Origin of the sequence: Pseudomonas sp. NPDC086112, from assembly GCF_044746425.1 — a bacterium.
Lineage (GTDB): Bacteria > Pseudomonadota > Gammaproteobacteria > Pseudomonadales > Pseudomonadaceae > Aquipseudomonas.
This window is the reverse complement of the sequence record NZ_JBIVCD010000052.1, coordinates 12413-32853: the sequence shown is the minus strand read 5'-3', so window position 1 is coordinate 32853 and position 20441 is coordinate 12413. Positions and strand designations below refer to the sequence as shown.

The window sequence follows — 20441 nt, the reverse complement described above, 5'->3', positions numbered from 1 at the left end:
ATCCGCGCTATCCAGCTGTACATGGGTTCGATGGCTGATGCTGTAATCCGCGGTCGCAACCACGTTGCTGGCGGTCCCGAGCAGTTCGTTGAAGAAGCTCCGGCAGCTGCAGCTGAGTAATTGACGCCCTGGCGTTGACTCAGTAAGCAAAAAGGGGGCTTGGCCCCCTTTTTGCCACCTCGAAAACCATTTGTGAGCAGCGCAGCTACATCATCTGTAACGTGCAGCGGCTAACAAGGGTGGTTCGGGAAGAATTGAACGCCCGTTCGATCGGGTGGAATGGTTGAAAACCTATCCAAGAGGAATTTGAAAATGGCAGAGATTACTGCAGCGTTGGTCAAAGAACTGCGCGAGCGTACCGGCGAAGGCATGATGGATTGCAAAAAGGCCTTGACCAAGGCTGGCGGCGACATCGAAAAAGCCATTGATGACATGCGTGCTTCGGGCGCCATCAAGGCTGCCAAGAAAGCTGGCAACGTAGCGGCTGAAGGCGCGATCGCTCTGAAAGAAGACGGCAAATCCGCCGTTCTGCTGGAAGTGAACTCGCAGACCGACTTCCTGGCTCTGCAGGACGACTTCAAGGCATTTGTTGCTGCAAGCGTTGAAAAAGCGTTCGCTGACAAGCTGACTGAAGCTGCTCCGTTGATCGAAGCTCAAGAAGCTGATCGCCTGGTACTGGTCGGCAAGGTTGGCGAAAACGTCAACATCCGTCGTCTGGCGCGCGTTGAAGGTGACGTTGTTGGTGGTTACCTGCACGGCAACAAGATCGGTGTTGCAGTTGTCCTGAAAGGCGGCACTGTTGAGCTGGCCAAGGACATCGCTATGCACGTAGCGGCGACCAACCCTGAATTCCTGCTGCCGTCGGAAGTTTCCGCTGAAGCGATTGAGCGTGAGAAGGGCGTGTTCCTGACTCTCAACGCTGACAAGATCGCCGGCAAGCCGGAAAACATCGTTGAAAACATGGTCAAAGGCCGTATCAGCAAGTTCCTGGCCGAAGCCAGCCTGGTTGAGCAGGCGTTCGTCAAGAACCCTGAAATCAAAGTCGGCGAGCTGGCCAAGAAAGCCGGTGCTGAAATCGTTTCCTTCACCTACTTCAAAGTAGGCGAAGGCATCGAGAAGCCGGTCGACAACTTCGCTGAAGAAGTTGCTGCCCAACTGGCTGCTGCCAAGCAATAAGACGGTTTTTTAACTGTCGCCCTGAAGAGGCTGCCCGCTCACGCGCGCAGCCTCTTTTCAGATGGGGATGCCAATTTATTTGGCTTCTCGTCGGAACTGGCTTACAAAGCCGTGTTCCGATGGCGCTGTGATAGCGTCAAGCTAGAGTGAACGCAGGCTGCAAACAGCCCGCAAAGAATTTTTTAAAATACGCCGCAGGAGAGATTCGCAATGGCTCAGCAGGGCAGTGGTTATCAGGCTCGCTATAAACGCATTCTACTCAAGCTTAGCGGCGAGGCCCTGATGGGCTCGGAAGAGTTCGGGATCGATCCGAAAGTTCTGGATCGCATGGCGCTGGAAGTTGGCCAACTGGTCGGCATCGGTGTCCAGGTTGGTCTGGTGATCGGCGGGGGTAACCTGTTTCGCGGTGCGGCGCTCAGCGCGGCCGGCATGGATCGGGTCACTGGCGACCACATGGGCATGCTGGCCACTGTGATGAACGCCCTGGCGATGCGTGATGCGCTGGAACGTGCCAATATCTCGGCCATCGTGATGTCGGCCATTTCCATGGTTGGCGTGACCGATCACTATGATCGCCGCAAAGCCATGCGCCACCTGAATGCCAAGGAAGTCGTGATTTTTGCGGCTGGTACCGGTAATCCGTTCTTCACCACGGATTCGGCAGCTTGCTTGCGTGCAATCGAAATCGACGCTGACGTCGTGCTCAAGGCAACCAAGGTCGATGGCGTTTACACGGCTGATCCATTCAAAGACCCGCATGCCGAGAAGTTCGATCATCTGACTTATGATGAAGTACTGGATCGCAAGCTGGGCGTGATGGATCTGACGGCTATTTGCCTGTGCCGCGACCACAAGATGCCGTTGCGCGTATTTAACATGAACAAGCCCGGCGCCCTGCTGAACATCGTACATGGCGGCGCTGAAGGGACTCTGATCGAGGAAGGCCAACAATGATCAACGAAATCAAGAAAGACGCTCAAGAGCGCATGAAAAAATCCGTCGAATCGCTGGCGCACAACTTCGGCCGTATTCGTACGGGCCAGGCGCACCCAAGCATTCTGGAAGGTGTCATGGTTCCGTACTACGGCTCCGACACGCCGATCAAGCAAGTGGCGAACATCACCGTGAAAGACGCCCGTACCCTGCAAGTGGTTGCCTTTGAGCGCAACATGCTGGGTGCCGTCGACAAGGCCATCGGTAGCGCGGGTCTGAACCTCAACCCGACCAACCTCGGCGAGTTGCTGCTGATCTCCATGCCGGCCCTGACCGAAGAAACCCGTAAGGGCTTCACCAAGCAGGCTCGCGATGTCGCTGAAGATGCCCGTGTTGCGGTGCGCAACATCCGTCGTGATGCGAACAGCCAACTCAAGGATCTGGTCAAGGAAAAGGAAATCAGCGAAGACGAAGAGCGTCGCGCTACTGGCGAAATTGATGATCTGACCAAAAAGTACGTGGCTGAAATTGACGCGAATTTGGCGCAGAAAGAAAAAGACCTGATGGCCGTATAAGGGTCACGTTTTAATGGATAAGACAAAGCAGACTGCGCCGTCCGCGGTGCCGCGCCATGTCGCGATCATCATGGATGGTAATAATCGCTGGGCGAAAAAACGCTTTATGCCGGGTGTCGCCGGACATAAAGCGGGCGTGGATGCGGTGCGTGCGGTGATCGAAGTGTGTGCCGAGGCCGGGGTCGAAGTATTGACCCTGTTCGCGTTCTCCAGCGAGAACTGGCAGCGCCCGGCCGATGAAGTCAGTGCCTTGATGGATCTGTTCTTCAAGGCATTGCGTCGCGAGGCCAAGCGCCTCAACGACAACAACATCAGTTTGCGCATCATTGGTGATCGCTCGCGTTTTCATCCGGAGCTTCAGGCCGCCATGCGCGAAGCCGAGGCGATGACTGTCGGTGCCAACCGCTTTATCCTGCAGATCGCTGCCAACTACGGCGGTCAGTGGGATATCGCGCAAGCCGCGCAGCGTCTGGCCCGTGAAGTTCAGGCCGGGCATCTGCGTCCGGAGGACATTACCCCCGAGCTGTTGCAAACCTGTCTGGCGACCGGTGATCTGCCGTTGCCAGACTTGTGCATCCGTACCGGTGGCGAGCATCGCATCAGCAATTTCCTGCTGTGGCAGCTGGCTTACGCCGAGTTGTACTTCTCCGACCTGTTCTGGCCGGACTTCAAACACGACGCCATGCGCAATGCGCTAGCCGATTTCGCTTCTCGCCAGCGTCGCTTCGGTAAAACGAGCGAGCAGGTCGAGGCTGGAGCCCGGGTTTAATGCTTAAACAACGAATCATCACGGCACTGATTCTGCTGCCGATTGCCCTGGGCGGGTTTTTCCTGCTCGAAGGGTCCGGTTTTGCGCTGTTCATCGGGCTGGTGGTGACGCTTGGGGCGTGGGAGTGGGCGCGGTTGGCAGGTTTCGCTGCTCAGTCGATTCGCCTTGCCTATGCCGCTGTGGTTGCGTTGATGCTGTTTTTCATGCACATCCTGCCGGGGCTCGCGCCTTGGGTGTTGGGTGCCGCGGTGCTCTGGTGGGGCATGGCCACGTACCTGGTATTGACCTATCCACAGTCCAGTCAACATTGGGCCAGTGCTGCCTGCAAGCTGGTGATCGGCTTGTTGATTCTGTTGCCGGCGTGGCAGGGGCTGGTCCTGATCAAGCAGGAGCCTTTGGGTAACTGGCTGATCATGGCGGTGATGGTGCTGGTCTGGGGGGCCGATATTGGTGCGTACTTTTCCGGTCGGGCCTTCGGCAAACGCAAGCTGGCGCCACAGGTTAGCCCTGGCAAAAGCTGGGAAGGCGTGTACGGCGGCTTGCTGGTGAGTCTGGTGATTACAGCAATCGTCGGTTTTGTGCGGGACTGGAGTTTCGCTCAGATGCTGATGGGGCTGTTCGGTGCCGCAATAATCGTGTTCATTTCGGTGGTCGGCGACCTCACCGAAAGCATGTTCAAGCGCCAGTCGGGGATCAAGGACAGCAGTAATCTGCTGCCTGGCCACGGCGGCGTGCTGGACCGAATCGATAGCCTGACGGCGGCGATTCCGGTATTCGCCGTGCTGCTGTGGATGGCAGCACCGTGAGCCGCCCACAACAGATTACCGTGCTGGGAGCGACCGGTTCGATTGGTCTGAGCACCCTCGACGTCATCGCCCGTCATCCCGAGCGTTATCAGGTTTTCGCCTTGAGCGGTTTCACTCGTTTGAGTGAACTGTTGGCGCTGTGTGTACGTCATGTGCCGCGCTTCGCCGTCGTGCCGGAATCTGGTGCTGCCCGACGCTTGCAGGACGATTTGCGCGCGGCCGGTCTGTCGACCCGGGTTCTGGTAGGGGAGGAGGGCTTGTGTCAGGTCGCCTCCGATCCGGAAGTCGATGCGGTAATGGCGGCTATTGTCGGTGCGGCGGGCTTGCGTCCGACTCTGGCGGCGGTCGAGGCTGGCAAGAAGATTCTTCTGGCCAATAAAGAAGCGCTGGTGATGTCCGGTGCGCTGTTTATGCAGGCGGTGCGTAAAAGCGGTTCGGTGCTGCTGCCGATCGACAGCGAGCACAATGCGATTTTCCAGTGCATGCCACAGGATTTCGCCCGTGGACTTGGCGCGGTCGGTGTGCGTCGGATTTTACTGACAGCCTCTGGCGGCCCGTTCCGGCAGACGCCCATGGCCGAACTGGAGCATGTTTCCCCCGAACAAGCGTGTGCCCATCCGAATTGGTCCATGGGGCGCAAGATTTCAGTGGATTCGGCCAGCATGATGAACAAAGGGCTCGAGCTGATCGAGGCTTGCTGGCTGTTCGACGCTACCCCTTCTCAGGTCGAAGTGGTGATTCACCCGCAGAGCGTGATTCATTCGCTGGTCGACTACATCGATGGTTCAGTATTGGCGCAGTTGGGCAATCCGGACATGCGCACGCCGATTGCCAATGCCCTGGCCTGGCCAGAGCGAATCGATTCGGGTGTTGCGCCGCTGGACCTGTTTGCCATCGCTCGCCTGGATTTCCAGGCGCCCGATGAGGAACGTTTTCCGTGCCTGCGCCTTGCGCGTCAAGCCGCCGAAGCTGGCAATAGCGCGCCGGCCATGCTCAATGCCGCGAATGAGGTGGCTGTGGCGGCGTTTCTCGACGGACGGGTTCGCTACCTGGAAATCGCGAGTATTATCGAGGAAGCGTTGAACCTCGAGCCTGTGGTTGCAGTGAATGATCTCGAGGCAGTGTTTACGGCTGATGCGAAAGCACGGGTACTGGCCGGGCAATGGTTGAGCCGTCACGGGCGATAAGTGCTGCAATACGTTGCCCCATGCAGCACTGATAGGATTGCGGAGAAAGTACATGAGCGCGCTCTATATGATTGTCGGCACCCTGGTAGCGCTGGGTGTGCTGGTCACCTTCCACGAGTTCGGCCATTTCTGGGTCGCGCGTCGCTGTGGGGTCAAAGTGCTGCGTTTCTCCGTGGGCTTTGGCATGCCGTTGTTGCGCTGGCACGACAGCAAAGGCACTGAGTTCGTAATTGCCGCCATCCCGTTGGGTGGCTACGTGAAGATGCTCGACGAGCGCGAAGGCGAGGTCCCGGCCGACCAGGTCGATCAATCCTTCAATCGCAAATCTGTCCGTCAGCGCATCGCCATCGTCGCGGCCGGCCCGATCGCCAACTTTCTATTGGCAATGGTGTTTTTCTGGGCATTGGCAATGCTGGGCAGCGAGCAGGTGCGACCGGTTATCGGCGCGGTAGAGTCTGGCAGTATTGCTTCCAAGGCAGGTTTGAGCCCGGGCCAGGAAATCATGGCTATCGATGGCGAGCCAACCTCCGGCTGGGCCGCGGTGAACCTGCAACTGATCCGTCGTCTGGGCGAGAGCGGTGCCATTCAGTTGCTGGTCCGCGAACAGGGCTCCACGGTGGACTCACCCCGTGAGCTGGTGCTGGACAAGTGGCTCAAGGGGGCTGAGGAGCCAGATCCGATTCGCTCGTTGGGCATTCGTCCTTGGCGTCCGGCGTTGCCTCCAGTCCTGGCCGAATTTGATCCGAAAGGGCCGGCGAAGGCTGCGGGCCTGAAGCCGGGTGACCGCTTGTTGGCCCTTGATGGCAAGGCGCTGGACGACTGGCAGCAGGTAGTCGACATCGTCCGTATGCATCCGGATACCAAAATCATGCTGCGCGTCGAGCGCGATGGTGCTCAAATCGACGTCCCTGTGACGTTGGCCGCTCGCGGCGAGAGCAAATCGCCCAGTGGTTATCTGGGCGCTGGGGTGAAAGCGGTCGATTGGCCACCAGAGATGATTCGCGAAGTCAGTTACGGTCCGGTGGCTGCGATTGGCGAGGGTGCCCGACGCACTTGGACCATGAGTGTGCTAACCCTCGATTCGCTCAAGAAAATGTTGTTCGGTGAGCTCTCGGTAAAAAACTTGAGTGGACCGATAACCATTGCTAAAGTGGCGGGCGCTTCTGCCCAGTCGGGCGTCGCTGATTTCCTGAATTTCCTTGCTTATCTGAGTATTAGCCTGGGGGTTCTGAATTTGTTGCCCATTCCTGTACTGGATGGGGGGCATTTGTTGTTTTATCTGATCGAGTGGCGCGTGGTCGCCCCTTGTCGGATCGGGTGCAAGGTTGGGGGATACAGATCGGTATCAGTTTGGTGGTCGGGGTGATGTTACTTGCTCTGGTTAATGATCTGGGCCGACTGTAACGCTTCGCTGAATTGCGAATCTGCCGCATTTTGCGGCAGTTTTTATTGCCAGTTGGAATAAGAAAGGACTTCATGAAACGTCTGCTGCTAACTGCGGTTCTCACCGTATTGATGATCGCCGAAGTTCACGCCGAGTCCTTCACTATCTCTGATATTCGCGTCAATGGCCTACAGCGGGTCTCCGCGGGTAGCGTCTTTGGTGCCTTGCCGTTGAACGTCGGCGAACAGGCGGATGATCGTCGCCTGGTGGAATCCACTCGTGCGTTGTTCAAAACCGGGTTCTTTCAAGATATCCAGCTGGGTCGCGATGGCAACGTCCTCGTCATTACTGTAGTCGAGCGTCCGTCAGTCGCCAGTATCGAGATCGAAGGCAACAAGGCGATCTCCACTGAAGACCTGATGAAGGGCCTCAAACAATCCGGTCTGGCCGAAGGCGAGATCTTTCAGCGCGCCACCCTCGAAGGTGTGCGTAACGAGCTGCAGCGTCAGTACGTCGCTCAGGGCCGCTACTCCGCTACCGTCGATACCGAGGTGGTGCCACAGCCGCGTAACCGCGTGGGCCTGAAGGTCAACATCAACGAAGGCACCGTTGCAGCTATCCAGCACATCAACGTGGTGGGTAACACTGTTTTCCCTGATGAAGACCTCATCGACCTGTTCGAACTCAAGACCAGCAACTGGTTGTCGTTCTTCAAGAACGATGACAAGTACGCTCGTGAAAAACTCTCCGGTGACCTGGAGCGTCTGCGCTCCTACTATCTGGATCGCGGCTATATCAATATGGATATCGCTTCGACCCAGGTGTCCATCACCCCGGACAAGAAGCACGTTTACATCACCGTCAACGTCAACGAAGGCGAGAAGTACACCGTTCGTGACGTCAAGCTCAGCGGTGACCTGAAAGTCCCTGAAGACCAGATCAAGTCCCTTCTGCTGGTTCAGAAAGGCCAGGTGTTCTCGCGCAAGCTGATGACCACCACGTCCGAACTGATCACCCGTCGCTTGGGTAACGAGGGTTACACCTTCGCTAACGTCAACGGCGTACCTCAGCCTCACGATGACGATCACACGGTCGATATCACGTTCGCTGTCGATCCGGGCAAGCGTGCTTACGTGAACCGCATCAACTTCCGTGGCAACACCAAGTCCGAAGACGAAGTGTTGCGCCGTGAAATGCGTCAGATGGAAGGCGGTTGGGCTTCGACTTACCTGATCGATCAATCCAAGACACGTCTGGAACGTCTGGGCTTCTTCAAGGAAGTCAACGTCGAGACGCCGGCCGTGCCCGGTGTCGATGACCAGGTTGATGTGAACTACAGCGTTGAAGAGCAGGCGTCCGGCTCGATTACCGCCAGCGTCGGTTTCGCCCAGAGTGCCGGTCTGATCCTTGGTGGCTCGATCACCCAGAACAACTTCCTGGGTACCGGTAACAAGGTCAGCGTCGGTTTGACCCGCAGTGAATACCAGAGCCGCTATAACTTCGGTTATGTCGACCCGTACTGGACTGCTGACGGTGTGAGCCTGGGTTACAACGCTTTCTATCGCACCACCGACTATGACGACCTCGACGTCGACGTGGCCAGCTATGCCGTAGACAGCCTGGGTGCGGGCGTGAGCGTCGGCTACCCGATCAGTGAGACTTCGCGCCTGACCTTCGGCCTGACCGCGCAACAGGACAAGATCAAGACTGGTCGATACACCGTTGATGAGATTTTCGACTTCGTTAATCAGGAAGGCGACAATTACCTGAACTTCAAGGCCTCGGCCGGTTGGTCCGAGTCCACGCTGAACAAAGGTGTATTGGCGACCCGTGGTCGTTCCCAGAGCCTGACTCTGGAAGCCACCACCCCTGGCAGCGACTTGTCGTTCTTCAAACTCGATTACCGTGGCCAGTTGTTCCAGCCATTGACTGAAAACTACACCATGCGCCTGCACACTGAACTGGGTTACGGCGATGGTTACGGTTCGACCGACGGCCTGCCGTTCTATGAAAACTACTATGCTGGTGGTTTCAACTCGGTTCGTGGCTTCAAGGACAGTACCCTTGGTCCTCGCAGTACGCCAAGCTTGGGCACTAACCCGGGTACGTCTCGAGATCCTGACCAGGATCCACTGCCATTCGGTGGTAATGTCCTGATCCAGGGCGGTGTTGAGGTTCTGTTCCCTCTGCCGTTCGTCAAGGATCAGCGCTCCCTGCGTACTTCGGTATTCTGGGACGTGGGTAACGTGTTCGACTCGACGTGCAAAGAGACCAGGAACGCTGACGGTTCGAAGTCCAATACGCAGTGCAACGACATTAGCCTGAGCAACATGGCCAGTTCCGTTGGTATCGGCGTCACATGGGTTACCGCTCTCGGTCCTTTGAGCTTCGCACTGGCGATGCCGGTCAAGAAACCGGATGACGCTGAGACTCAAGTGTTCCAATTCTCCCTCGGCCAGACGTTCTAAGTGTCTGACCCAAGATAACGACAATGGATTTTGTAGGAGTGCATCGTGCGTAAGTTGACTCAATTGGTTCTCCTGGCGACCGTACTGGTTGCAGGACCGGCTTTTGCCGACATGAAAATCGCCGTTCTGAATTATCAGATGGCACTGCTGGAATCCGACGCGGCGAAAAAATACGCCGTGGATGCCGAGAAGAAGTTTGGCCCGCAACTGACCAAGCTCAAGAGCCTGGAAAGCAGCGCCAAGGGTATCCAGGACCGTCTGATGGCTGGCGGCGACAAAATGCAACAAGGCGAGCGTGAACGTCTTGAACTCGAGTTCAAGCAAAAGGCCCGTGATTTCCAGTTCCAGTCCAAGGAACTGAACGAAGCCAAGGCCGTTGCCGACCGTGAAATGCTGAAGCAGCTCAAGCCGAAACTGGACAGCGCTGTGGAAGAAGTCATCAAGAAAGGTGCTTTTGACCTGGTCTTCGAGCGTGGCGCAGTGATTGATGTCAAGCCTCAGTACGACATCACTCGCCAGGTTATCGAGCGCATGAATCAGCTGAAGTAACCCATGACAGCGACTATAAAGCTCGGCCAGTTGGCCGAGTTCCTCGGCGCCACCTTGCGTGGCGACCCGAAGAAAGCAATTACTGGGCTAGCCACTTTGCAAGAGGCTGGCCCAGCTCAGTTGAGCTTTCTGGCAAATCCTCAATACCGTAAATACCTGGCTGACAGTCGGGCTGCAGCCGTATTGCTGAAGGCCGCTGACGCAGAAGGTTTTGCCGGTGATGCACTGGTGGTGCCGGATCCGTATCTGGCCTACGCGCGCGTTTCCCACTTGTTCGATCCCAAACCCAAGGCGCCTGCCGGTATTCACCCGACAGCGGTGGTGGCAGCGGATGCAGTGGTCGATCCAGCGGCGAGCATCGGTGCCTTTGCGGTCATCGAAAGTGCAGCGCGTATTGGCGCAGGTGTGACCGTTGGGGCTCAATGCTTCATCGGTGCGCGCTGCGAGATCGGCGAGGGCGGCTGGTTGGCCCCGCGCGTCACGCTGTATCACGACGTGCGCATTGGCAAACGGGTGGTGATTCAATCCGGTGCCGTGCTCGGCGGTGAAGGCTTCGGTTTTGCCAACGAGAAAGGTGTCTGGCAGAAAATCGCCCAGATCGGCGGCGTTTCGATCGGCGATGACGTGGAAATAGGCGTAAATACCGCTATCGATCGCGGCGCACTGGCCGATACCGTTATCGGCAATGGTGTGAAGCTCGACAACCAGATTCAGATCGCTCACAACGTCCAGGTCGGTGATCACACTGCCATGGCCGCCTGTGTGGGGATCTCCGGCAGCACCAAAATCGGCAAGCATTGCATGCTCGCCGGTGGCGTGGGTCTGGTGGGGCATATCGAGATTTGCGACAACGTTTTCCTGACCGGGATGACCATGGTGACCCACTCGATTACCGAGCCGGGTTCCTATTCTTCCGGTACGGCGATGCAACCGGCAGCCGAATGGCGTAAAAGCGCGGCCCGTATCCGTCAGCTCGATGACATCGCGCGACGTCTGCGACAGCTGGAAAAGCGTGTAGGGGACGTGACCCCTGACGGTAATGCTTCATCAGATGGCTGATACCATTTCCATATCAAGTGTGCACAGCCGTTAGACTGCCTCCTTGATTTGCTAGAGGAGTGCGCGTCAGTCGCGCGCTCCCAATCTTTACATAGGCTTCCCCCCGAAATGATGGACATCAACGAGATTCGCGAATACCTGCCTCACCGTTACCCGTTCCTGCTGGTGGACCGGGTCGTGGATCTGGATGTGGAAGGCAAGCGCATTCGCGCCTACAAGAATGTCAGCATCAACGAACCGTTCTTCAATGGTCACTTCCCTGCGCATCCAATCATGCCGGGCGTGTTGATCATTGAAGCGATGGCTCAGGCTGCCGGCATCCTCGGTTTCAAAATGCTCGACGTGAAGCCCGCTGACGGCACGCTTTACTACTTCGTCGGCTCCGACAAGCTGCGTTTTCGTCAGCCCGTCACTCCAGGCGATCAGTTGATCCTCGAAGCGCGCTTCATCAGCTGCAAGCGTCAGATCTGGAAGTTCGAATGCCAGGCTTCGGTCGATGGCAAGCCAGTCTGCTCCGCTGAAATCATCTGCGCGGAACGCAAACTATGAGTTTGATTGACCCTCGCGCAATCATCGATCCGACGGCCATTCTGGCCGACGACGTCGAAGTCGGCCCTTGGTCGATCATCGGCGCAGGTGTGGAAATCGGCGAGGGGACAGTGATCGGGCCGCATGTGATTCTCAAGGGCCCGACCCGAATCGGTAAGCACAACCGCATCTACCAGTTTTCTTCGGTAGGCGAGGACACGCCCGATCTGAAATACAAGGGCGAAGAAACCCGTCTTGTCATCGGTGACCACAACGTCATCCGTGAAGGCGTGACGATCCACCGCGGGACCATTCAGGACCGTTCGGAAACGACCCTGGGCGATCACAACCTGATCATGGCCTATGCCCACATCGGTCACGACAGCGTTATCGGCAACCACTGCATCCTGGTCAACAACACCGCGTTGGCGGGCCATGTGCACGTTGAAGACTGGGCGATCCTGTCCGGTTTTACCCTGGTTCACCAGTATTGCCACATTGGTGCCCACAGCTTTTCCGGCATGGGCACTGCCATTGGCAAGGACGTTCCAGCCTACGTCACGGTATTCGGCAACCCGGCCGAAGCCCGCAGCATGAATTTCGAAGGCCTGCGCCGTCGCGGTTTCAGCGAAGATGCGATCCACGCGCTGCGTCGTGCCTACAAGGTGGTTTACCGCCAGGGCCTGACGGTCGAGCAGGCGCTTGTCGAGCTGGCCGAACCCTCGCTGCAGTTCCCGGAAGTCGCGGTGTTCCGTGACTCCATCCAGTCTTCGACCCGCGGCATCACCCGTTAACCATGGCCAATTTGCGTATTGCGCTGGTGGCGGGAGAGGCTTCCGGTGACATTTTGGGTGCGGGCCTCATGCGCGCACTCAAGGTTCAGCATCCGGCGGTCGAGTTCATCGGTGTCGGCGGTCCGCTGATGCAGGCTGAAGGCCTGACGTCGTATTTCCCGATGGAACGCCTTTCTGTCATGGGGCTGGTGGAAGTGCTGGGCCGTTTGCGCGAGCTATTGGCGCGTCGCAAAAAACTGGTCGCAGACCTGATCGCCGAGAAGCCGGACGTGTTCATCGGTATCGATGCCCCGGACTTCAACCTCAATATCGAACTCAAGCTGCGTCAGGCCGGGATCAAGACCGTGCATTACGTCAGCCCGTCGGTCTGGGCCTGGCGACAGAAGCGGGTGCTGAAGATTCGCGAAGGTTGCGACCTGATGCTGACGCTGTTCCCGTTCGAAGCTAAATTTTATGAAGAGAAGGGCGTGCCGGTGCGGTTTGTCGGCCATTCCCTGGCCGATGCGATTCCGCTTGAGGCTGATCGCGCCGCAGCGCGGGCCGAACTTGGTTTGCCGGATGGGCCGCTGGTCGCCCTGATGCCGGGTAGCCGGGGTGGTGAGGTCGGGCGCCTTGGTGCGCTGTTCCTCGACACTGCCCAGCGCGTGCGCGCCATGCGCCCGGGCGTACGGTTCGTCATGCCGTGCGCGAGCCCGCAGCGCCGGGCCCAGCTTGAAGAGCTGCTGGCCGGTCGTGATCTGCCACTGACCTTGCTCGACGGCAAGTCCCATCTGGCCCTGGCTGCTTGCGACGCCGTGTTGATCGCGTCGGGCACCGCTACGCTGGAAGCCTTGTTGTACAAGCGGCCGATGGTGGTCGCTTATCGCTTGGCACCGCTGACGTTCTGGATTCTCAAACGGATGGTGAAGAGTCCCTACGTCTCGTTGCCGAATCTGCTGGCCCAGCGCCTGCTGGTGCCGGAGTTGTTGCAGGACGATGCGACGGTTGAGGCCTTGGCCCAGACCCTGTCGCCACTGATCGAAGGTGGCCAGGAGCAGACCCGAGGCTTTGACGAAATCCACCGAACCCTGCGCTTGGACGCCTCCAATCAGGCAGCGGACGCGGTACTGAACCTGATTGGCAGAGCATAATGAGCAAAGCAAGCAAGCAGCTGGGCCTGGATTTTATGTTGGTCGATGAGGTTGTAGATCTGGTAGCGGGTGTCGATGAGGTCGGTCGCGGCCCGCTGTGCGGTGCGGTGGTGACGGCGGCAGTGATCCTCGATCCGAGCCGCCCCATCCTGGGCCTCAACGATTCCAAAAAGCTCACCGAAGCCCGTCGCGAAGCGCTTTACGACGAAATCTGCGAAAAGGCCCTGAGCTGGTATGTCGCTCGGGCTGAAGTAGAAGAAATCGACGAACTGAACATTCTTCACGCCACCATGCTGGCCATGCAGCGTGCCGTCGAGGGGCTGCACATTCAGCCGAAACTGGCGATGATCGACGGCAACCGTTGCCCGAAACTCTCGATGCGCGCCGAAGCGGTGATCCAGGGCGATGGCAAGGTACCGGCCATTGCTGCGGCATCGATTCTGGCCAAGGTCAGCCGTGATCGAGAAATGGCGGCATTCGAACTGATTTATCCGGGTTACGGGATCGGAGGCCATAAAGGCTACCCGACACCCGTTCATCTGGAAGCGCTGGCCCGCTTGGGGCCGACCCCAATCCATCGCCGCTCGTTCGCCCCGGTACGCTTGGCGTATGAAGCGCGGGAAAACCTGATCGGGAGTTAGTCGCAGGCTGATGTTTTACTCAAGGCCCGGTACAATCCGGGCCTTGTTGTCTTCACGTTTCTAGTTTCTAGACAGGATCACTATGCCGGCTTCATTCGTTCATCTACGCCTGCACACTGAATATTCCCTGGTCGACGGTCTGGTGCGGATCAAGCCGCTGGTCAAGACCCTGGTCGGCATGAACATGCCTGCCGTGGCGGTCACCGACCAGAACAACATGTGTTCCCTGGTCAAATTCTATAAAGCGGCGATGGGTGCGGGGATCAAGCCGATCTGCGGCGCCGACCTGTGGCTGTCGAACAAGGATCCGGACAACTCCTTGAGCCGGATCAGCCTGTTGGCGATGAATGCGGTGGGTTATCGCAACCTCACCGAGCTGATCTCCCGTGGCTTCATTGACGGCCAGCGCAATGGCTCGGTGATTATCGAGCGCGAGTGGGTGGCTGAAGCCAGCGAAGGCTTGATCATGCTGTCGGCGGCGAAAGAGGGCGAGATCGGTCTGGCCATGCTCAGCGGCAACCCGGACGAAGCCGAAACCCTGGCTCGCGAGTGGATGGCGGTGTTCCCGGATCGCTTCTATCTGGAAGTCCAGCGCACCAGCCGCCCCAATGACGAAGAACAACTGCACGGCGCCGTGGCGCTGGCGGCGAAGATCGGCGCGCCGCTGGTGGCCACCAACGATGTGCGTTTCATCAAGCAGGAAGACTTCGAAGCCCACGAAACCCGCGTATGCATCGGTGAGGGTCGCGCCCTCGACGATCCGCGGCGGTCGAAGAATTACAGCGATCAGCAATACCTCAAAAGTGCCGAGGAAATGGCCGAGCTGTTCAGCGACTTGCCCGAGGCGCTGGAAAACACGGTTGAGATCGCGAAACGCTGCAACATCGAGGTGAAACTGGGCAAACACTTCCTGCCCAACTTCCCGATTCCCGATGGCATGACCATCGACGAGTATTTCCGCAAGGTTTCCTTCGATGGTCTCGAAGAGCGCCTCAGCGTTCTGCTGCCCAAGGACACCACCGAAGACTACGAAGCCAAGCGTCAGGTCTATGTCGACCGGTTGAATTTCGAGCTGGATATCATCATCCAGATGGGCTTCCCCGGTTACTTTCTGATCGTGATGGACTTTATCCAGTGGGCCAAGAGCAACGGCGTGCCGGTAGGTCCGGGTCGTGGGTCGGGTGCCGGGTCGCTGGTGGCCTATGTGCAGAAAATCACCGACCTCGACCCGCTGGAATATGACCTGCTGTTCGAACGTTTCCTTAACCCGGAACGGGTATCCATGCCCGACTTCGACGTCGACTTCTGCATGGACGGCCGTGACCGGGTGATCGATTACGTGGCCGAGAAATACGGCCGTAACGCGGTGAGCCAGATCATCACCTTCGGTTCCATGGCGGCGAAAGCGGTGGTCCGTGACGTGGCACGGGTGCAGGGCAAGTCCTACGGTTTGGCGGATCGTCTGTCGAAGATGATTCCGTTCGAAGTTGGCATGACCCTGGAAAAAGCCTACGAGCAGGAAGAAATCCTGCGCGACTTCATCAAGGTCGATGAAGAGGCTGCGGAAATCTGGGAAATGGCACGCAAGCTTGAAGGCGTTGTGCGTAACGTCGGCAAGCACGCCGGTGGTGTGGTAATCGCGCCGACCAAGCTGACCGACTTCTCGCCGATTTATTGCGACGAAGCGGGCGATGGCCTGGTAACCCAGTTCGACAAGGACGACGTCGAGGCGGCCGGTCTGGTGAAGTTCGACTTCCTGGGGCTGCGGACCCTGACAGTTATCGACTGGGCGCTGAAGACCATCAACCGCGATCGCGCCAAGATCAACGAGCCGCCGCTGGATATCGCGTTCATTCCGCTGGACGACAAACCGACCTACACGCTGTTGCAAAAAGCTGAAACCACTGCGGTGTTCCAGCTCGAGTCGCGCGGCATGAAAGAGCTGATCAAAAAGCTCAAGCCCGACTGCCTGGAAGACTTGATCGCACTGGTGGCCCTGTTCCGTCCGGGCCCGTTGCAATCAGGCATGGTGGATGACTTCATCAACCGTAAGCACGGTCGCGCGGAGCTCGCGTACCCGCACTCGGATTACCAGTACGAAGGCCTCAAGCCAGTCCTGGCGCCGACTTACGGCATCATCCTGTATCAGGAACAGGTGATGCAGATTGCCCAGGTCATGGCCGGTTACACCCTTGGCGGTGCAGACATGCTGCGTCGAGCCATGGGTAAGAAAAAACCCGAGGAAATGGCCAAGCAACGTGGCGGTTTCATTGAAGGTTGCGCCACCAACAATATTGACGCCGACCTGGCCGGTAACATCTTCGACCTGGTAGAAAAGTTCGCCGGTTACGGCTTCAACAAATCCCACTCCGCCGCGTATGGCCTGGTGTCGTACCAGACCGCGTGGCTGAAAACCCACTACCCGGCGCCGTTCATGGCCGCGGTACTGTCGGCGGATATGCACAACACCGACAAGGTCGTGACCTTGATCGAAGAAATTCGCACCATGAAGCTGCGTCTCGACGCGCCGGATGTGAATACTTCGGAGTTCAAGTTCACGGTGAATGACGAAGGCCGCATTATTTATGGCCTCGGCGCAATCAAGGGTGTGGGCGAAGGACCGGTGGAAGCGATCACCGAGGCGCGTCAGGACGGACCGTTCAAGGATCTGTTCGATTTCTGCGCCCGTGTCGATCTCAAGCGAATCAACAAGCGTACCCTGGACGGCTTGATCCGCAGCGGCGCGCTGGATCGTCTGGGCCCGTATTTCCATGACGAACCCAAAGCCTATCAAGCCAGCATTGACCAGAACCGCGCGGTCTTGTTGAACGCGATGGAAGGGGCGATCAAGGCTGCCGAGCAAACCGCGCGCACCCACGACAGTGGCCACGCCGACCTGTTTGGCGGGTTGTTCGTCGAGGACGACGCCGACGTCTACGCCAATCATCGCAAGGCCAAGGAACTGACCCTCAAGGAACGCCTGAAAGGGGAAAAAGACACCCTGGGCCTGTACCTGACCGGTCACCCGATCGACGAATACGAAGGCGAGATCCGTCGCTTCGCCCGTCAGCGCATTATCGACCTGAAGCCTGCTCGCGATACCCAGACGGTCGCGGGCATGATCATCGCCCTGCGCGTGATGAAGAACAAAAAGGGCGACAAGATGGGTTTCATCACCCTCGACGACCGCTCCGGGCGGATCGAAGCCTCGCTGTTCGCCGACGCCTTCCACTCCGCGCAGTCGCTGTTGCAGACCGACGCGATGGTGGTGGTCGAAGGTGAAGTCAGCAATGATGACTTCTCTGGCGGCCTGCGGCTGCGGGTCAAGCGCGTGATGAGCATGGAAGATGCGCGCACCAACCTGGCCGAAAGCCTGCGCCTGAAATTGCACACCAAGGATTTGAAAGGCGATCAGCTACGCTGGCTGGGTGAGCTGTTCAAGCGCCACCGCGGCGCGTGCCCGATCACCATGGAGTACACCAGTCCCGATGCGAAGGCCTTGTTGCAGTTCGGCGAGACCTGGCGGATCGATCCGGCGGATGCCTTGATTCAAGCCCTGCGTGACCAGTTCGGGCGAGACAACGTCTTCCTCCAATACCGTTGACGGTCAGGTGCCATTCTTTACCATTAGAGCGCGCCTGATCCCGACCCAAATTTTTAATCTCGACCTGAACGCGCCTGTCCCTTAAGGTAGGGCGCGAATAGACAACCGGCCGGCCCAAGGTCTCTTGGAAGGTCGACCCAAGACGGACGCCTATGAACCCGAATTTTCTAGATTTCGAACAGCCGATCGCCGACCTGCAAGCCAAGATCGAAGAGTTGCGCTTGGTCGGTAATGACAATTCGCTGAATATCGGCGATGAGATCTCCCGCCTGCAGGACAAGAGCAGCACGCTGACCGAAGACATCTTCGGCAAGCTGACCAGCTGGCAGATCGCACGTCTGGCGCGTCACCCGAAACGTCCGTATACCCTGGACTACATCGAACACATCTTCACCGAGTTCGACGAACTGCACGGCGACCGTCACTTCTCCGACGACGCTGCCATCGTAGGTGGTGTTGCCCGTCTGGATGATCAGCCGGTGATGATCATCGGTCACCAGAAAGGCCGCGAAGTGCGCGAGAAGGTTCGTCGCAACTTCGGCATGCCGCGTCCGGAAGGCTACCGCAAGGCGTGCCGTCTGATGGAAATGGCCGAACGCTTCAAAATGCCGATCCTGACCTTCATCGACACTCCGGGGGCTTACCCTGGTATCGACGCTGAAGAGCGCAACCAGAGCGAAGCGATTGCCTGGAACCTGCGCGTCATGGCTCGTCTGAAAACCCCAATCATTGCCACCGTGATCGGTGAAGGTGGTTCCGGTGGTGCATTGGCGATCGGCGTCTGCGACCAGCTGAACATGCTGCAGTACTCGACCTATGCGGTGATTTCGCCGGAAGGTTGCGCTTCGATTCTGTGGAAAACTTCCGAGAAAGCCCCGGATGCTGCTGAAGCCATGGGCATCACTGCCGAGCGTCTGAAGGGCCTGGGCATTGTCGATAAAGTGATCGGCGAGCCATTGGGCGGCGCTCATCGTGATCCGGCCGCTGCGGCTGCCTCGATCCGCGCCGAGCTGAGCTCGCAACTGGCGATGTTGAAGAAGTTCGATAACAAGGCGCTGTTGGCCCGTCGTTACGAGCGTCTGATGAGCTACGGTCTCTGATCTGACCTCGGCTTTAATAATGTGGGAGCGGGCTTGCTCGCGAAAGCGGTATAACAGTCGACTGATGTGTTGAATGTTGAACCGCCTTCGAGAGCAAGCCCGCTCCCACATTTGATTTGTGCGAAGTGATCGATATGAGTCAGCCCACGATTGATTTGCCTGCCAGACTCTTGCTGAATCTTGCACCGTGGCGCAACGCCACAACCTGGCGCATCGCGTTCTCCGGTGGTCTCGACTCCACCGTCCTGCTGCACCTTCTCGCGCACCTTGCGAAAACCCAATCCCTGCCGGCGCTGACTGCCATCCATGTCCACCACGGCCTCCAGGCTGCGGCTGATGCGTGGCCGGAACATTGTCAGTCGGTCTGTGATGCGCTGGGAGTGCCGCTAGAGGTCGTGCGCGTTCAAGTTGAATCGGGCGCCAGCCTTGAGCGTGCGGCGCGGGATGCGCGTTATGGCGCCTTCATCGCGGCGACTCACGTCGGTGACGTGCTGCTCACGGGCCAACACCGCGACGATCAGGCGGAAACCCTGTTGTTTCGGCTGATGCGTGGGGCAGGGGTGAGAGGGTTGTCGGGAATGCCGAGCGAGCGTCCTTTGGGTCGGGGGCATCTGTTGCGGCCGTTGCTCGACGTAACGCGTGCCGAGCTTGAGGCCTACGCGACTGAATATCAGTTGGGCTGGATCGAGGATCCGTCGAACCAGGACCGCCAGTTCTCGCGCAATTATCTGCGTCATCAAGTGTTCCCGGTGTTGACTGCGCGCTGGCCGCAAGCGGTGGCGACCATGGCGCGCAGCGCTGCGCATCTGAGCGAAGCGCAAGAACTGCTCGACGAATTGGCGCAAATCGATCTGGCCCATGCCACCACGGTCAGCGATTTCGATTGGCTGGGTTTGCCGTCGCTGGAACTGGCGCCACTGGAAAAACTGTCTGATGCGCGTCAGCGCAATGCGCTAAGTCATTGGCTCAAACCGCTAACGACTTTGCCGGACAGTGACCATTGGTCGGGTTGGGAAAATTTGCGTGATGCGACCGGCGATGCGCGTCCGGTCTGGCGGCTGGCGGCGGGTGAATTGCATCGCGCGGGTAGGCGTGTCTGGTGGTTGTCGGGTGGCTGGCTGCGCACTCCGCCATCCCCGGTGTCTTGGGCTGATCCCTCGGTATCACTGGCGTTGCCGGATAACGGTGTACTCACGTTCATCGGTCAGATCCCCGTTGGCCCGCTGCAGATCCGCTATCGTGAGGGAGGCGAGGTGATGAACCTGCCCGATCGCGGCCACCGTGACCTGAAGCGTTTACTCAACGAACGCGGTATGCCGGGCTTCGCCCGTGGCAGATTGCCGCTGGTCTACAGAGGCCCGCAATTGCTGGCGGTGGCGAACCTGCGGGGGCTAAATGGCGGTGAGCAAAGTGGCTGGCATTTGCATTGGCAGCCGCAGATCGAAGATCAAGGTTTGAGCTGAAAGGGGCTTTCCGGTAGACTACGCTCCCTTCTTGATACAACTTCTGTGGATTCGCCTGAATCGCAGGAGTTGCCGATTACCAAGCAGTCTTTGCTGGGCGATTCCAAAAAATGTGTAGCGAGCAACCTACCGGTGTTTCACCTGCCGGTCTGTCCCAACGCGGCGGTTTTTTTGAAAGATGCACTGTGATTAATGCAGGTGATCGGGGGCTTCGGCCTTCCTTCGCTTTCCCCGGCGGCTCGGACCGCTTTAACGCAGACGTCTAGGGTTTTTCA

The 20441-nt window shown here is 58.3% G+C and carries 16 protein-coding genes and 2 pseudogenes; all 18 read left to right on the top strand.

Going from position 1 to position 20441, the window contains the following annotated elements:
• A pseudogene (locus ACIPLA_RS25680) lies at positions 1-120 on the top strand (30S ribosomal protein S2); the annotation flags it as partial.
• 192 nt (positions 121-312) lie between these two features.
• Positions 313-1176, top strand: coding sequence for a translation elongation factor Ts (tsf, locus tag ACIPLA_RS25675; protein ID WP_123501154.1), 864 nt, complete (start codon positions 313-315; stop codon positions 1174-1176).
• A gap of 210 nt (positions 1177-1386) precedes the next feature.
• Positions 1387-2130 (top strand): UMP kinase, encoded by a 744-nt coding sequence (pyrH, locus tag ACIPLA_RS25670; protein WP_003172271.1) that lies wholly within the window; start codon positions 1387-1389, stop codon positions 2128-2130.
• Complete coding sequence (frr, locus tag ACIPLA_RS25665; protein ID WP_007907979.1) at positions 2127-2684, top strand: ribosome recycling factor; 558 nt, start codon at positions 2127-2129, stop codon at positions 2682-2684. The genes pyrH and frr overlap by 4 nt, the downstream gene beginning before the upstream one ends.
• Before the next feature lie 13 nt (positions 2685-2697).
• Complete coding sequence (gene uppS / locus ACIPLA_RS25660) at positions 2698-3453, top strand: polyprenyl diphosphate synthase (RefSeq protein WP_095631671.1); 756 nt, start codon at positions 2698-2700, stop codon at positions 3451-3453.
• Positions 3453-4259, top strand: coding sequence for a phosphatidate cytidylyltransferase (locus ACIPLA_RS25655; protein ID WP_218398438.1), 807 nt, complete (start codon positions 3453-3455; stop codon positions 4257-4259). Before uppS ends, ACIPLA_RS25655 begins: the two co-directional genes overlap by 1 nt.
• Positions 4256-5446, top strand: a complete 1191-nt coding sequence (gene ispC, locus ACIPLA_RS25650; RefSeq protein ID WP_218398436.1) for a 1-deoxy-D-xylulose-5-phosphate reductoisomerase — start codon at positions 4256-4258, stop codon at positions 5444-5446. The genes ACIPLA_RS25655 and ispC overlap by 4 nt, the downstream gene beginning before the upstream one ends.
• 52 nt (positions 5447-5498) lie before the next feature.
• Positions 5499-6850: pseudogene (rseP, locus tag ACIPLA_RS25645) on the top strand (RIP metalloprotease RseP).
• A gap of 72 nt (positions 6851-6922) precedes the next feature.
• Entirely contained in the window at positions 6923-9298 is a 2376-nt protein-coding gene (gene bamA / locus ACIPLA_RS25640) for an outer membrane protein assembly factor BamA (RefSeq protein ID WP_401177001.1), read from the top strand.
• A gap of 45 nt (positions 9299-9343) precedes the next feature.
• Positions 9344-9847 carry an OmpH family outer membrane protein gene (locus ACIPLA_RS25635; RefSeq protein ID WP_007907155.1) on the top strand — a complete coding sequence of 168 codons (504 nt, stop codon included), beginning with the start codon at positions 9344-9346 and terminating at the stop codon, positions 9845-9847.
• A 3-nt stretch (positions 9848-9850) separates the two neighbouring features.
• Positions 9851-10906, top strand: coding sequence for a UDP-3-O-(3-hydroxymyristoyl)glucosamine N-acyltransferase (gene lpxD, locus ACIPLA_RS25630; RefSeq protein ID WP_218398432.1), 1056 nt, complete (start codon positions 9851-9853; stop codon positions 10904-10906).
• A gap of 108 nt (positions 10907-11014) precedes the next feature.
• Positions 11015-11455, top strand: coding sequence for a 3-hydroxyacyl-ACP dehydratase FabZ (fabZ, locus tag ACIPLA_RS25625; RefSeq protein WP_008154051.1), 441 nt, complete (start codon positions 11015-11017; stop codon positions 11453-11455).
• Positions 11452-12228 carry an acyl-ACP--UDP-N-acetylglucosamine O-acyltransferase gene (gene lpxA / locus ACIPLA_RS25620; protein ID WP_063342640.1) on the top strand — a complete coding sequence of 259 codons (777 nt, stop codon included), beginning with the start codon at positions 11452-11454 and terminating at the stop codon, positions 12226-12228. Before fabZ ends, lpxA begins: the two co-directional genes overlap by 4 nt.
• A gap of 2 nt (positions 12229-12230) precedes the next feature.
• Positions 12231-13358: a lipid-A-disaccharide synthase gene (gene lpxB / locus ACIPLA_RS25615; RefSeq protein ID WP_008072670.1), complete on the top strand. Its 1128-nt coding sequence runs from the start codon at positions 12231-12233 to the stop codon at positions 13356-13358.
• Complete coding sequence (rnhB, locus tag ACIPLA_RS25610) at positions 13358-13999, top strand: ribonuclease HII (RefSeq protein ID WP_063342641.1); 642 nt, start codon at positions 13358-13360, stop codon at positions 13997-13999. The genes lpxB and rnhB overlap by 1 nt, the downstream gene beginning before the upstream one ends.
• Before the next feature lie 82 nt (positions 14000-14081).
• Positions 14082-17603: a DNA polymerase III subunit alpha gene (gene dnaE, locus ACIPLA_RS25605; protein ID WP_401176994.1), complete on the top strand. Its 3522-nt coding sequence runs from the start codon at positions 14082-14084 to the stop codon at positions 17601-17603.
• Between the two features lie 152 nt (positions 17604-17755).
• Positions 17756-18703 (top strand): acetyl-CoA carboxylase carboxyltransferase subunit alpha, encoded by a 948-nt coding sequence (locus ACIPLA_RS25600; protein ID WP_007907168.1) that lies wholly within the window; start codon positions 17756-17758, stop codon positions 18701-18703.
• Positions 18704-18837: 134 nt separating this feature from the next.
• Positions 18838-20166, top strand: a complete 1329-nt coding sequence (gene tilS / locus ACIPLA_RS25595) for a tRNA lysidine(34) synthetase TilS (RefSeq protein WP_401176991.1) — start codon at positions 18838-18840, stop codon at positions 20164-20166.
• Positions 20167-20441 lie beyond the last annotated feature (275 nt).